Origin of the sequence: Oerskovia sp. NPDC060338, from assembly GCF_042726295.1 — a bacterium.
GTDB classification, from domain to species: domain Bacteria; phylum Actinomycetota; class Actinomycetes; order Actinomycetales; family Cellulomonadaceae; genus Oerskovia; species Oerskovia merdavium.
On sequence record NZ_JBHXCQ010000022.1, the window covers coordinates 31,783 to 45,602 of the forward strand.

At 65.2% G+C, this 13,820-nt stretch carries 9 protein-coding genes; 6 read left to right on the forward strand and 3 right to left on the reverse strand.

All coding sequences use genetic code 11. The features are described from left to right. Window positions 1-200 precede the first annotated feature (200 nt). Entirely contained in the window at window positions 201-1,202 is a 1,002-nt protein-coding gene (locus ACFWGN_RS21150) for a LacI family DNA-binding transcriptional regulator (protein WP_377619733.1), read from the reverse strand. Between the two features lie 341 nt (window positions 1,203-1,543). On the opposite strand from ACFWGN_RS21150, the gene mmsA reads away from it, so the two are divergent. From mmsA to ACFWGN_RS21170, 4 genes are all read left to right on the forward strand, one after another. Further along, window positions 1,544-3,097, forward strand: coding sequence for a multiple monosaccharide ABC transporter ATP-binding protein (gene mmsA, locus ACFWGN_RS21155; RefSeq protein ID WP_377619716.1), 1,554 nt, complete (start codon window positions 1,544-1,546; stop codon window positions 3,095-3,097). A 14-nt stretch (window positions 3,098-3,111) separates the two neighbouring features. Continuing rightward, complete coding sequence (locus ACFWGN_RS21160) at window positions 3,112-4,452, forward strand: sugar ABC transporter permease (RefSeq protein WP_377619718.1); 1,341 nt, start codon at window positions 3,112-3,114, stop codon at window positions 4,450-4,452. A gap of 139 nt (window positions 4,453-4,591) precedes the next feature. Beyond that, window positions 4,592-5,683, forward strand: a complete 1,092-nt coding sequence (locus ACFWGN_RS21165) for a sugar-binding protein (RefSeq protein WP_377619720.1) — start codon at window positions 4,592-4,594, stop codon at window positions 5,681-5,683. A 221-nt stretch (window positions 5,684-5,904) separates the two neighbouring features. Beyond that, a complete protein-coding gene (locus tag ACFWGN_RS21170; protein WP_377619721.1) occupies window positions 5,905-6,864 on the forward strand; it encodes a carbohydrate kinase in 960 nt (319 codons plus the stop codon). 26 nt (window positions 6,865-6,890) lie between these two features. On the opposite strand, the gene ACFWGN_RS21175 is transcribed toward ACFWGN_RS21170, so the two are convergent. Next, the gene (locus tag ACFWGN_RS21175; protein ID WP_377619723.1) at window positions 6,891-7,892 is read right to left on the reverse strand and encodes a LacI family DNA-binding transcriptional regulator; all 1,002 of its coding nucleotides are present in this window, start codon (window positions 7,890-7,892) and stop codon (window positions 6,891-6,893) included. A gap of 597 nt (window positions 7,893-8,489) precedes the next feature. Between ACFWGN_RS21175 and ACFWGN_RS21180 the strand changes: the two genes are divergently transcribed. Then, a complete protein-coding gene (locus tag ACFWGN_RS21180; protein WP_377619725.1) occupies window positions 8,490-11,510 on the forward strand; it encodes a GH32 C-terminal domain-containing protein in 3,021 nt (1,006 codons plus the stop codon). 309 nt (window positions 11,511-11,819) lie between these two features. On the opposite strand, the gene ACFWGN_RS21185 is transcribed toward ACFWGN_RS21180, so the two are convergent. Further along, the gene (locus ACFWGN_RS21185; protein ID WP_377619727.1) at window positions 11,820-13,067 is read right to left on the reverse strand and encodes a glycoside hydrolase family 32 protein; all 1,248 of its coding nucleotides are present in this window, start codon (window positions 13,065-13,067) and stop codon (window positions 11,820-11,822) included. Here ACFWGN_RS21185 and ACFWGN_RS21190 point away from each other — a divergent pair. Then, window positions 13,050-13,553 carry a PAS and ANTAR domain-containing protein gene (locus tag ACFWGN_RS21190; RefSeq protein ID WP_377619728.1) on the forward strand — a complete coding sequence of 168 codons (504 nt, stop codon included), beginning with the start codon at window positions 13,050-13,052 and terminating at the stop codon, window positions 13,551-13,553. The genes ACFWGN_RS21185 and ACFWGN_RS21190 overlap by 18 nt on opposite strands. Window positions 13,554-13,820: the final 267 nt, after the last annotated feature.

Here is a 13,820-nt window from a genome sequence, read left to right on the forward strand (position 1 = left end):
CAGGGCCACGCGGACCCTTGAGATCGGGGCCGTTCGGCACCCCAGGTCGAACTTGTGTGTGCCTTCTGGCCCCACGTTTGAGGAGTGAGGGCTGCATGCGACGTGCTGGGAACGGAACTTAGTGAGAGACAGGACATCATGGCTGACATCCACAGCATGCAGCAGGAATCGGTGCTCCTGGCGGTGTGGGGAAGTGGGCCTCAGTTAGGTGGGATTTCACCGCTTCCACGACGATGCAGCATCGTCGGCACGAGAGCCGCGGATGGAGGGCCGTCGTTTCCACCCAGGCGGGCGAAGACGCGGTTCGCGGCGAGCTCGCCGCTGAGTAGAGGGGATTGAGCGACCACGGTCACCGGTGGGTCAAGGAGGTCAGCCAGGTCGAAGTCGTCGAAGCCGACGAGAGCGATCTTGCGGCTCATCCCCAGTTCTTGCAGGGCGCGGACGGCTCCGATCGTCAGGAGGTTCTGGGAGCTGAAGATCGCGGTCGGTGCGTTCGGTGTGGTTAGGAGCGCAACCACGGCGGCATGGGCGGCGGCTTCGTCGCGTAGCCCCATTACGCACAGTGCACTCTCGACGTCGTGGCGCGCTTCGGCCAGTGCTTGTCGATAGCCGGCTCGGCGTAGAGACGCGGTTTCGATGGTCTCGAGATCGCCGAGAAATGCGATACGACGGTGACCTTGCGTGACGAGATGGCGGGTGCCGTTGATGGCTCCGCCAACGTTGTCGGCCATGATCGTGTCCCCGTCCAGACCGCGGGGCGCACGGTCTACGAAGACGGCAGGGGTGCCGCGCGCAATCTCTGAGCGAAGGTATGCCTGGCTGGAGGCGACCGTGGTGAGGATCAGGCCATCCACCCGGCGGTTGATGAAGGCTTCGACCATGCCCCGCTCGACTTCGGGGTCGTCGTTGAGGCTGGCGGCGAAGACAGCGACACCGCGGGGTGCTGCCACGCGCTCGACTCCCTGGTGCAGCATCGCGCCGAAGGGATTGGAGACGCTCGAGATGAGTAGACCGATGGTTCGGGTGCGGGTTCGCCGATCTGAATAGCGCAGGCTTCGGGCCTGAAGGTCTGGTCGATAGCCCAGCAACTCGACAGCGTCACGCACCTTCTGCTGCGTCGCTGGAGCTACGTTCGGTTCGCCGTTCACGACCCGAGAGACCGTCTTGAGGGCGACGCCAGCGACGGCAGCCACGTCCGCCATCCGCGGGCGACGGCCTCTGCCTGGGCCAAGGGGAACAAGCACCCCGGGCGGGTTGAGGTCGCCAGGGGGCGGCTCGGTACCTGGCGTCAGCGGGTCCACAACGCGTCTCCTTGCTCATTGACAGTCGACCCCGACCTGCGGGCCTTCCCGACCACCGATGCGCGGAGGCCGGATGTACGGATGCTCCGTCGAGTCTGGCACAAGCTGCGGACCGAAGGACAACGTTGTCAGATTGTTACCCCCGAGTTTCGAGCTCGTGTTGACCGGCGACTCCAGATGAGAGTACAACTGTGGGTGACAACGATGTCATCCGACATCACACCGCCGTGCCAGGAGATCAGATGAGCGACACACGTGTCCTTCTCGAGATGCGTCACATCACCAAGGAGTTCCCCGGTGTCCGGGCGCTCGACGACGTGACGATGTCCGTGCATGCCGGTTCCATCCACGCGATTTGCGGGGAGAACGGTGCCGGCAAGTCGACCCTCATGAAGGTCCTCTCCGGTGTCTACCCGCACGGCACGTACGTCGGGGACATCGTGTTCGACAACGAGGTCGTCGAGTTCAAGGACATCAAATCCTCCGAGGCGGCGGGCATCGTCATCATCCACCAAGAGCTCGCTCTGATCCCTGAGCTCTCGGTGGTGGAGAACATCTTCCTCGGCAACGAGATCATCCGCTTCGGCCTGATCGACCGCGACGCCGCCTACCGTCAGACCCTCGAGCTCCTGGCACGAGTAGGCCTGGCAGTGGACCCCAACGTGCCCGTCAAGAACCTCGGCGTGGGGCAGCAGCAGCTCGTCGAGATCGCCAAGGCCCTTTCCAAGAACGTGCGGCTGCTCATCCTCGACGAGCCCACCTCCGCGCTCAATGAGGACGACTCTGCGAACCTGCTCGACCTCATGCTCGGGCTGAAGGCCAAGGGGATCACGCAGATCATGATCTCCCACAAGCTCAACGAGATCGCTCAGGTTTCGGACGAAGTGACGGTTATTCGTGACGGTCGCACGGTCGAGACCTACGCAGTCACGGCAGGCGAGGTGGACGAGGACCGCATCATCCGCGCCATGGTGGGGCGTTCGATCGAAAGCCGCTACCCCGAGCGTGCCCCCTCGATCGGCGAGACCATCTTCGAGGTTCGAGGCTGGCGCGTCGAACACCCGAGCGTCCCGGGCAGATTGATCTGCAAGGACTCGACCTTCCACGTCCGTCGAGGAGAGATTGTCGGCTTCGCCGGACTCATGGGGGCAGGCCGCACCGAGCTTGCGCGTTCGATCTTCGGTCGAAGCTACGGCATCTTCCACGCCGGCGAGGCGGACCTGCACGGTCGGCCCGTGGACTTGTCGACCGTGGCCAAGGCCATCAAGGCCGGAATCGCCTACCTCCCAGAAGACCGCAAGACGCTGGGCGTGAATCTCCTGGACTCGATCAAGCGCACGACCGTCTCGGCCAACATGGACGCGATCATCGAGCACGGCCTGATCAACAAGGACAGGGAGTACGAGGTTGCCGACAGGTACCGCAAATCGCTGAGGACCAAAGCGCCGTCGGTTGACGTCGGAATCGCCACTCTTTCTGGTGGGAATCAGCAGAAGGTCGTCCTCGCGAAGTGGATGTTCACTAGTCCCGAGGTCCTCATTCTCGACGAGCCTACCCGTGGCATCGACGTTGGGGCCAAGTACGAGATTTATCGCCTCATCCAATCATTGGCCGATGAGGGAAAGGCAATCATTCTCATCTCTTCGGAGCTTCCAGAACTCTTGGGGATGAGCGACCGGATCTACACGATCTGCGAAGGGCGCATCACCGGGGTCGTCGACCAGGACGACGCCGATCAAGAACAGCTCATGCGCATGATGACAACGACCGCCTCGCCGGCTTCGCGCCGAGGTTGAAGGAGAAGTCCACGATGAAGTCTCTCAGGCAAGTCCTCGGCGGGGACTACCGACAATTCACGATGGTCTTCGCGCTTGTCGCGTTGCTCATCACGTTCGACATCGCCTCAGGCGGACGTATGCTGACCCCGTCGAACTTCCAGAACCTCCTGGCCGGCAACGCCTACGTGCTCATTCTGGCCATCGGCATGGTCATGATGATCGTGATCGGGCAGATCGATCTGTCCGTCGGATCGGTCGCCGGGCTCGTCGGCATGGTCGTCGCTCTGTCCGTAAGGGATCTAGGGTTCCCCTGGTGGTTGGCGGCCATCACTGGCCTCGCCCTCGGTGCGCTCATCGGTGCCTGGCAGGGGTTCTGGCTGGCTAAGATCGGGATCCCCGGATTCATCACGACGTTGGCGGGGATGATGATCTTCCGCGGACTGGTCATCTGGCTGAGCCAGTCGATCAGTGTGCCCGTCCCGGATGAGTTCCGCTTCCTCGGCTCTGGCTACCTGCCCGAGTGGGGGCCCGCAGCTACCCAGATGAACAACTCCACACTTCTGCTCGGGCTGGCCGCAATAGCGATCTACGCGTACTCCCAGGTGCGCGCCCAGCGTAAGTCCCTGGCCATGATGGACGAAGGTGTCCCGTGGTGGACCGTCATCGTCCGCATTGTGCTCGTCGGCGCGGTCATCGCCTATGTGACTTGGCTATTTGGCAGCGGGCGCCCCGGCACGTCATTCCCGGTCCCGGGTCTTATTCTCGTTGCCCTCGTGATCATCTACCACGTCCTGACCGAGCGGACAAAGTTCGGCCGCAGCATCTATGCTGTGGGAGGAAACAAAGCCGCTGCCGCACTTTCAGGCATCAATACGGCACGAACCTACTTCCTCGTCATGATGAACATGTCCTTCCTGGCGGCTCTCGCCGGCATCCTGTTCGTCGGCCGAGCCACCTCCGCCGGCCCCTCTGACGGCACCATGTGGGAGCTCGACGCGATCGCAGCCGTCTTCATCGGCGGCGCGGCGGTTTCAGGTGGAATCGGAACGGTGATCGGCTCGGTCGTCGGCGGCCTCGTCATGGCTGTGCTCAACAGCGGTCTGATGCTCATGGGCGTCGGTGCCGACCGAACGCAGGTCATCAAGGGGCTCGTCCTGCTCGTAGCCGTCGCGTTCGACGTCTACAACAAGCAGCAGGGCCGGCCGTCGATCTCGGGAGCGCTCTTCGGCCGCAAGCCCCCAGCGGTAGTTGGCGGTGCCAGCGAGCCGGAGGCCCCGCTGAACGTCCTGTCCGATCCGGCGCCCGCAAGTGCTTCCCCGGCCCACCATGTGGCGCTCGACGCCCCAGAGGACTCATCCAGCCCGACGCGCTAGGCGCCAGACCTGCCGGCCCAAGGGCCCGTTCAACTCACCTCACCAGACCGTGACGTTCGTCGTGGTCACACGTAGGACTCCGTAGGCAACTGCCCACGGCATGCATTGCACCCAAGGGTGCACATCAAAGGAGAATCGGATGAAGAAGAAGGCACTTGGACTCGTCTCATTGGTCGCGGCGGGAACCTTGCTGCTCGGTGCATGCTCGGGCGGTGGCCGTGGCGCCGACACAGCCGAGACGAACGGAGAGGCCGGGTTCGCGGCCGACGCGACCATCGGTGTTGCCCTGCCGTGGCTGGGCACGCAGAACTGGAAGGAGGCCGACGAGCTGTTCAAGAGCGAGCTCGAGGCCGCCGGCTTCAAGCCGCTCGTTCAGGCCGCTGACAACAAGGTGACCCAGCAGCAGCAGCAGATCGAGGCCATGATCGAGCAGGGCGCCAAGGTCATCGTCGTCGGCGCTGTCGACGGGACCCAGCTCGGCAGCGTGCTCGAGAAGGCAGCCGACTCCGGCGTCGCCATCATCGGCTACGACCGTCTGATCGAGAACACCACGGCCATCGACGGCGTCGTGCAGTTCGGGAGCGTCCGCACCGGTGAGCTCCAGGGGCAGTCGCTGCTCGACGGGCTCGCCGAGCGCAAGGGCGCGGGACCGTACAACATCGAGCTCTTCGGTGGCGGACCTGCTGACCCGAACGCTCCTGACTTCTTCGAAGGAGCCATGTCGGTCCTGCAGCCCAAGATCGACGACGGCACGCTCACCGTGGTCTCGGGCCAGACGGACTTCACCCAGGCCGCTACCCCGGACTGGGACAACGCCAAGGCACAGGCCCGGATGGACTCGCTGCTGTCGGGCTTCTACAGTGACAAGCAGATCGACGGCGTCCTGTCGCCCAACGACGGTATCGCTCGCGCCATCCTCGCCTCGTCGAAGCAGGCCGGGCAGGAGCTGCCGGTTGTCAGCGGGCTCGACGCCGAGAACGAGTCGATCGTTTCCATCTGGGCCGGTGAGCAGTTCGCCACCGTCGCCAAGCCGAGTGCCGACCTAGTCGGTCGCAGCGTCGAGCTCATCCAGACGCTCCAGAAGGGCGAGGATCTGCCCGCGCCCGACGAGACCGTCAACAACGGCAAGAAGGACGTCGCGATCTACCAGCTCGACCCCGTCGTCGTGACGAAGTCCAACGCCGAAGAGGTCTTCGCCAACGACCCCGCCCGGCTTGCCCTCCTGAAGTAGGCGCAGTCGATCCCCGTCCCACACGCGGGATAGGGGCGGGGTCTGGCTGCACCCAGCGGCCAGACCCCGCCCCTGTGTGCGAGCAGCTTCGAGACTCTCGCAGGTCGCCCAGCCGCGAAGCCCATGAAACTGCTGGCACTGGACCCTAGATGACTCCGTCAACGTTGCGTCATGGTCCGTGATGCCGCGCCACCGTCGCAAACTCACACCTAGGAGTACTCATGCCGCACCGGTCCCCCCACGTCCTCGTCGTCGGCGAAGCCCTGATCGACGAGGTCCGACGCGCGGACGGCACGACCGACGAGCACCCCGGCGGCAGTCCGGCCAACGTCGCGCTGACGCTCGGGCGCCTCGGCCGCGAGACGCGCCTCGCGGCGCACCTCGGCCAGGACGCACGTGGCGAGACGCTGCGCGCCTGGCTCGCCGACTCGGGCGTCACGCTCACCCCGGGGTCCGACGGCGCCGCCTCCACGAGCGTGGCGCGAGCGGTCCTCGACGAGTCGGGGGCTGCGACGTACGACTTCGCGATCACCTGGGACGTGGCCCCCGGGACTGAGGCCGACGACGCGACGATCGCCGTGCACACCGGGTCGATCGCTGCCGTGCTCGAGCCCGGTGCGAGCGCGGTCCACGACCTGGTGCTCGCAGCACGCGAGCGCTCGACCATCACCTACGACCCCAACGCCCGCCCCAGCCTCATGGGGACGGCCGGGGCCGCGCTCGCCCGGATCGACCCGCTCGTCGCGGCCGCCGACGTCGTCAAGGTCAGCGACGAGGACGTCGAGTGGCTCCACCCCGGCGCCGACCCGGTCGTGGTCGCCCGGACCTGGGCCGCGCGAGGGCCTGCGATCGTGGTCGTGACGTTCGGCGGCGAGGGCGCGGTCGCCGTGTGCTCCGGGGGCGAGGTCCGCGTGGCCGCTCCGCGCGTCGAGGTCGTCGACACCGTCGGGGCCGGCGACACCTTCATGGGGGCGCTGATCGACGGGCTCTGGGAGCGGGACCTCCTGGGTGGGGACCGACGTGAGGCGCTGCGTGCGATCGACCTCGCGTCGTTGACCGAGGTGCTCGAGCGGTGCGTCGCGGCAGCGGCGATCACGGTCTCGCGTGCGGGCGCGAACCCGCCGCGGCGTGCGGAGCTCACGGAGCGCTGTGGGCTGCCTGAGGTCGTGATTGCGTCATAGGCGCTCTCCTGACTGGTTCCCCGCCGTCATGGGTGGCGCGGAGCGATCTCGCCGGAGCCGCGGACCACAAGTCGGGTGGGTATCACGATCGTCTTGGGTGGTGAAGTGTCGTCGTCAAGTCTGGCAAACAGACGTTCGGCGGCGACCTCACCGATGCGGTAGGGGTCTTGGGCAACCACCGTCACCGGCGGGTCCAGGAGGTCGGCGAGCGCAACATCATCGAACCCGACGATGGCGACCTCATGATTGAGGCCAAGCTCACGCAGTGCCCTGATCAGTCCGATCGTGATGAGGTTCTGGGCGCTGAAAACCGCGGTAGGGGGGTGATCGCCGCTAAAGAGACGGCGCGCTGCATCCGTAGCGGACTCCTCGTTGTGAAGGTCGTGGACAACGATCGACTCGTCGATCGGGAGGCCGGCGCGATTGAGCTCCCACACGTACCCCTGGTAGCGATCCTTGGCGGTTCGGATCTGCGCGAGGTCGCCCATATAGGCGATGCGACGGTGCCCGTGGGCAATGAGATGGCGGACCGCTGACGCGGCACCTTCTTCGTTGTCGCACACCACAGTGTCAGCCGTGATGTTCGCGGGGATGCGGTCGACGAACACCATCGGCGTTCCCCGGCCCAGCTCGGTCCAGAGGTAGCCCTGGTCAGGGGCGATCGTCGTGAGGATCAACCCGTCGACACGACGCCGAACGAACGCGTCAACCATCCGTCGTTCGTTTTCTGGATTGTCGTCAAGGCTTGCCGCGAACGTCGCGACCCCCCGAGCTGCCGCCATCTCCTCGACGGCGCGGTGCAGTACGGAAGCGAAAGGGTTGGCGACGCTCGAGACGAGAAGCCCCAAGGTTTGCGTTCGGCTACCACCACGTCGCAAGTTTCCGGCGTAGATGTCTTGTCGGTAGTCGAGCTGCTTCACAGCGGCGAGCACGCGGGCGCTCGTTGCCTCCGAGACATTCGGTTCCCCGTTGATGACGCGCGAGACGGTCTTGATCCCGACGCCAGCAAGCTTCGCGACGTCGCTCATCCGTGGGCGACGAGAGCTGGTGTTCAGTGGTGAACCCTTCGACAACGATGTCACAGTGCGGTCTCGATCCAGAGTGCTGAGTTCACGGTCTTCAACGACATGGACTATTCCTAGTACTTGACAACGTTGTCGGGCTAATCGGGCCCCTGGAACTTGAGGACTCGTCAATGATGAAACCCCTCGTCCGTGCGAGTGCGCAACGTCCCGCCCTGCCTAGCTCGACGCTACCCGCGCTTCGCGGGGATCGCGCCATGATGATGGATCGCCGTCGCGACACTGGTAGGCCGTCGGGCCCCTCAGCCAGGAGGACAGGCCCAGGCGGCCACTGACTCCCAGGCAGTCGCGAAGCTGGCCCAGGGTGCGCCTCACGGTGATCCCCGATCTTGCGCCCGCCCGCAGTGGAGGAGCCCCAACTGTGAACCTCTGCGAGTGCCCCCTGGGGGCCTCTTAGCCGCCGATCGGCCTGCGCGTTCCAGCCGATGTCGTGGTGCGCGTCCGTCGCCTATACCTCACCGTCTCGACCCTGTCCGGCCAGCCGCGGCCGGAACAGTGCCGGTCTACCCAGGTCTGTACCCCCACTGAACGAAGGAGTTCACGATGATCGATACCGAACCATCCCAGGGACCTGCGCGCCCACCCGGCGCCCAGGTCAGGAAGAAGCGAAAGCGGTCTGCTCCCATCGCGGCTGTGCTCGCTATGGTCGTCACGCTCGTAGCAGGACAGGTGGTCCCTGCAGGGGCCGCTGACGATGTGGTCACGGGGCAGGAGGATTACAGGCCCGGCTACCACTTCTCGCCGGCTGAGAACTGGATGAACGACCCGAACGGTCTCGTCTATGTTGTTGGGACGTATCACCTGTACTTCCAGCACAACCCGTCAGGGAACGGCTGGGGCAATATGTCCTGGGGACACGCGACAAGCCCCGACCTTGTGACCTGGACCGAACAGCCGCTCGCCATCGGTCAGACCATGAACGAAGATGGCGTGAGCGTCGAGGACATCTTCTCCGGATCGGTCGTAGTCGACCACAACAACACCAGCGGGTTCGGCACCAGCGCAAAACCACCCCTCGTGGCGCTCTACACCAGCGCCTACACCCAGGCCCACCCGACCCTGGCCGGCAAGCAGGCCCAGTCCCTGGCCTACTCCACCGACGGCGGCTACACCTGGACCAAGTACGCGCAGAACCCCGTGCTCGACCGGGACTCGCAGAACTTCCGCGACCCCAAGGTCTTCTGGTACGACGGAGGCACACCCCAGACCTCGTACTGGGTCATGATCGCTGTCGAAGCCACCGACCACCAGGCCGTTCTCTACCGTTCAGACGACCTCCGCTCCTGGGACTATCTCTCCACCTTCGGACCCGCCAACTCTGTCGGCGGTATCTGGGAATGCCCCGACCTCTTCGAGCTCCCCATCGACGGCAACCCAGACAACACCCGATGGGTCCTGGTGATGAACCTCAACCCGGGAGCGATCGGTGGCGGTTCGGGCGGACAGTACTTCGTCGGTGACTTCGATGGCGTCACCTTCACGTCCGAGAGCATAGTGGCCTCGTCTGAACCACCACAGGGACAGGTAGTGGGCGCGTTTGACGGCTCGTGGGACGGCTGGACTGTCCGGAATGAGCCCGGCAACGAGCTTTCGGGACCGTTTGGGATCACGCCTCCCACCGGACAGGTTGAGGGACAGTCGGTGGTCACGGGCTTCGACGGGACTGGACTCGTCAACTCGTTCGTCGGAGGTGACTGGCCGGTGGGAAGCGTTGAGTCCCCGCCCTTCGTGATCGACCGTGAGTACCTGGGGTTCCTCGTAGGTGGAGGTAAGCACCCGCACGTCCCAGGGGGCCAGCTGGGCAACGAGCCGCCATCTGGGGCACTGCTCTGGCAGGGCTTTGAGGTGGCGGAGGCAAGCACGCTCGCCGATCTGGGCTGGACCGGCACAGGCGACCTGGCCGCCACCCGCAGCCCTTCGACGAGCGGCGGCGACTACGTGATAGGCGGCAAGCGCCTGAACACGTGGGAAGGTGGGCCGAAGGGTGACGACAACGTCGGGACCCTCACGTCGCCGGCATTCGAAATCGATGCAGACCACCTGAGCATGCTTGTCGGGGGCGGCCAGCGATCGGACGCGGACTCGCAGGTCCTTCAGGTGCAGCTCCTTGTAGAGGGGGAGGTGGTTCGACACCTCACGGGCCCGGCGGCAGGAGCCCTGAACTGGCGTTCATGGGACGTCTCAGACCTTCGAGGGAAGCAGGCTCAACTCCGGATCGTTGACGAGGCGACCGGTGGCTGGGGTCACCTAACCCTCGACCACGTCGTTCTAGGAAATCAGGCGGCGACACCGCGCTCTGACGAGACAACCGTCAATCTCGTCGTGGACGGAGAAGTCGTACGCACAGCGACCGGGAATGACAGCGAGCACCTCGACTGGACGAGCTGGGACGTGGCTGACCTGGTCGGTCGCGAAGCCACCCTGCGGGTCGTGGACAACAACCGACTCAGCTGGGGACACATCCTCGCTGATCGTTTCACTCTCACTGACGAGCCCGTTACCCCCACCGCGGAGCAGTACGGCTGGCTGGACTGGGGGCGTGACTACTACGCGACCGTGTCGTTCGACAACGTCCCCGACGGTCGCCGATACATGGTGGGCTGGATGAACAACTGGAACTATGCAGGAGCCGTCCCCACCACACCATGGCGCTCAGCCATGGCACTTCCCAGGGAAGTAGCGCTTACGGACACCGAAGATGGCATCGTGCTCACTCAGCGCCCAGTCGACCAGCTGGACACGCTGAACGGTGAAGCGATCACGGTCCCGCCAGGCGCGATCACCGAGGCCACTCACCCCCTGGACGTGCAGGGGGACATGCTCCGGCTCGATGTTGTCATCGACCCGGGTACGGCAGTCAGGTCGGGGCTCGTCGTTCGAGCGTCTGACGGCTTCACTGTCGCTGGCGGGGCGGGAGCGGGGGGCGGACGAGACAGTGAAGGAACGGTCGTCGGATACGACGCGCGTTCGAAGAGAGTCTTCGTGGACCGAACCAGATCCGGTGCTGTTGACTTCCACGACGACTTCGCCTCGGTATCTTCGATGCCCGTCAGCAGAGACGAAGACGGGACCGTGCACATGCAGCTCTACGTCGATCGGGCCTCAGTTGAGGTCTTCACGAGCCGTGGAACCCGCACCATCACGGACCAGATCTTCCCTGACAGGTCCTCACTCGGCGTCTCCCTCTTCGCGGAGGGCGGTGAGGCAGAACTCCGCAGCATGACCGTGACGCCCATCCGCCAGAGTGTCCACCTGGTCAATCCAGTCGATCTGGACATCAAGGCTCAGGCTCAGTGCATCTCCGGTCGCGTCGCCATCTCAGTGACGGCTCGGAACACGACGGCGGAACCACTCGAAGTGCGCCTTGCGACGCCTTTCGGGTCCCGCACAGCGGTTGTTGCCCCGCAGAAGCTTGTTCACCAGTCCTTCGCTACGAGGAAGGCGGCCGTTACGGCGGGCGCGGCAACCGTGGTCGGAACCCTGCAGCGTGAACCTGGGGCCGGCACGGGCCCAGCGCCGCGCACGTGGACCGTCCCGTACGAAGCGCTTGACTGCGTAACCTGACACGCAAGATGTCGTGCCCGGGCAGTTCGAACCAACGAGCTGCCCGGGCACGAGCGCGCCATCGACGGCTCTTTCTGCGTCGTTTCCCGCACCGCTGGCTGGAGCCAAACGAGACACGCCTTTGGGCTTCAGTGGGTAGGCGGGTCGGGTGGTATGTCGTGACAGCGTGAATGAAACAGCACACTTCGGGTGTAGGGTCCGCTTCCCCTCGGTCGCTGTAGCCCACTTTCGGCGATCGTTACGACGGACATTCCATGTGGCCGCCTGAGAACGGTGGTTGGCCCCGGAGGGGCGTCCACGGCCTCCTGTTCATCGCCAGATCGAGCGCAAGGGGTGGACAGTGAGCTTGCGGACGGTCGCCGTCCCTCCGGTCGAGTAGATCGATAGGCCGTCCGCGTCGGCTGCCGGGAACGTGAGCAGCGTCCCAGTGAGTTCGCCGTCGTCGACGAAGACCTCGACCGAGGACTCGTCGACGAACACGTGCAGTCGGACGACCCCGTCCTGGGGCGAGAACGCCGTCGTGCGTCGCAGTGCGAAGTCGAACGTTCCTCCATCCCTCGTGGCGACCGTCGCGAGCCCGCCCTGGGTGCGGTCCAGGAAGAGCTCCCCGGAGCTCAGGTCGAGCCCGATCACGGTGGCCTGGGTGACCGATCCGTCGCCCGCGCGCTTCTCGCGCACGCGTAGGCCCACCTCGTCGGAGTCGCCGACCTCGATCTCGGTCGTGAGCTCGAACGTCGTGCTCGTGATATCGAGCGGTGTGTCGCCCTCCACGACCAGCTCCTCGACGGTGAAGGGGTCCTCACGCAGCTCGGCGAGCTCCTCGACCGGCGCCTGGATCAGCGTCGCGAGACCTTCCACGGTGCGCAGCGAGAGCTCACGGGGGATGCTCATGGCGTTCTGCCACGCTTGAGTTGGGGCCGAGTACGGGTACCGCCAGTTGCCCATCCAGCCCATCCAGATCCGGCGCCCGTCCGGGGCATGCTCGAATGTCTGCGCGGCGTAGAAGTCTTGTCCGAAGTCGGTGATCTGCACCATCTCCGGGGGAGTGGCGGGGTCGCGGACGAATGTTGTCCCGTCGAAGGTGCCGACGAAGTTCTGGGCGGTCGATCCGTTCGTCTCCGCGTTGTCGCCGACGCTCACTGTGAGGACCCAGCGTTGGTTTGCGGGGTTGTCGTCCAGGTTGAGCGGAAACAGGTCGGGGCACTCCCAGACGGCGGCGTGCAGGCCCTGGCCTTCGCCGAACGTGCTCAGGTAACGCCACTGCTTCAGGTCGGGGGAGGCATAGAGGTCGACGGCGCCGCCGACGGAAACCACCATCACCCACGAGTGCGTGGCCTCGTGCCAGAACACCTTGGGGTCTCGGAAGTCGGTGCGACCGTCGTTGGCGATGACGGGGTTGTCCGTGTAGCGCTGCCAGGTGCGCCCCCGGTCCGCGCTGTAGGCCAGACTCTGTGCCTCGCCGCCCTCGGTCGAGGTGTAGATCGCGACGAGCCCGCCGCCGTCGACGCCGTCGAAGAAGCCGGTGGTGTTTCCGAGCTGATGCTTGAGCACAAGCATCCTGATGACCGTTCGCGGGTGGAGTCTGTCCTTGAGCAGGCATGTGCCGCTGGTCACCCCTTCGCGTGCGTGCACCGCATCATCGACGCGCATGGGCACAGCCGCACTCTCGGCGTCGTGGGCCGCGGCCGCAAGGACAGTGAGACAAAGGAGGTGCTTCAAGTTTCAGGGTACTTCGTGGACCTAACCATTACCCAACGCCGCCTCGCTCGGCGCGAAGCCGACGCGTCGATCAGGGCATCTGCGGCGAGCCGGGGCGTGATCGAGCATGCAAAGGGTGCAGTCGTGACGGTCTATGGGATGAGCGAAGACGAGGCCTTTGACGTCCTGCGCCAACATTCCTACCTTACGAATGTGTCGCTGCGCGACCTTGCGCGCCAACTCATGGAGCGCATAGAGGTGGGCTCAACGACGCCAGGCGAACTGGACCTGTTCTTCGAGACCCCCTTGCCACCAGACCACATGGCGCCCGCCGAATCGGGGTGAGAAACCACCTCGCCTCTTCTCGTCGCCCGGGCTCGACGCTAGCGTTGGTGGCGGTGGCTAGGCCGTACTCCCATGACCGTGGCCGCCAAGCAGCGTTGGGTCAACGCTGGCGTGCGCGGGGCACGCGCCCTTCCAGGAGGTGCGCCAGCACACGCCAGAAACGCCCCCACCAGGGCGGATTCCAGCGGTGGTCGCAACACGTTCGGCGTTGATGGTACGGGCCCGGCCGCTCTAGCGGCCGGGCCCGTACTGTTCACAGGAGTGATG

Bases quoted from the DNA above. Each gene is read 5' to 3' on its own strand.
- ACFWGN_RS21150 (WP_377619733.1), bottom strand. From the start codon at position 1,202: ATGGCGGACGTGGCTGCCGTCGCTGGCGTCGCCCTCAAGACGGTCTCT.
- mmsA (WP_377619716.1), top strand. From the start codon at position 1,544: ATGAGCGACACACGTGTCCTTCTCGAGATGCGTCACATCACCAAGGAG.
- ACFWGN_RS21160 (WP_377619718.1), top strand. From the start codon at position 3,112: ATGAAGTCTCTCAGGCAAGTCCTCGGCGGGGACTACCGACAATTCACG.
- ACFWGN_RS21165 (WP_377619720.1), top strand. From the start codon at position 4,592: ATGAAGAAGAAGGCACTTGGACTCGTCTCATTGGTCGCGGCGGGAACC.
- ACFWGN_RS21170 (WP_377619721.1), top strand. From the start codon at position 5,905: ATGCCGCACCGGTCCCCCCACGTCCTCGTCGTCGGCGAAGCCCTGATC.
- ACFWGN_RS21175 (WP_377619723.1), bottom strand. From the start codon at position 7,892: ATGAGCGACGTCGCGAAGCTTGCTGGCGTCGGGATCAAGACCGTCTCG.
- ACFWGN_RS21180 (WP_377619725.1), top strand. From the start codon at position 8,490: ATGATCGATACCGAACCATCCCAGGGACCTGCGCGCCCACCCGGCGCC.
- ACFWGN_RS21190 (WP_377619728.1), top strand. From the start codon at position 13,050: ATGCTTGAGCACAAGCATCCTGATGACCGTTCGCGGGTGGAGTCTGTC.
- ACFWGN_RS21185 (WP_377619727.1), bottom strand. From the start codon at position 13,067: ATGCTTGTGCTCAAGCATCAGCTCGGAAACACCACCGGCTTCTTCGAC.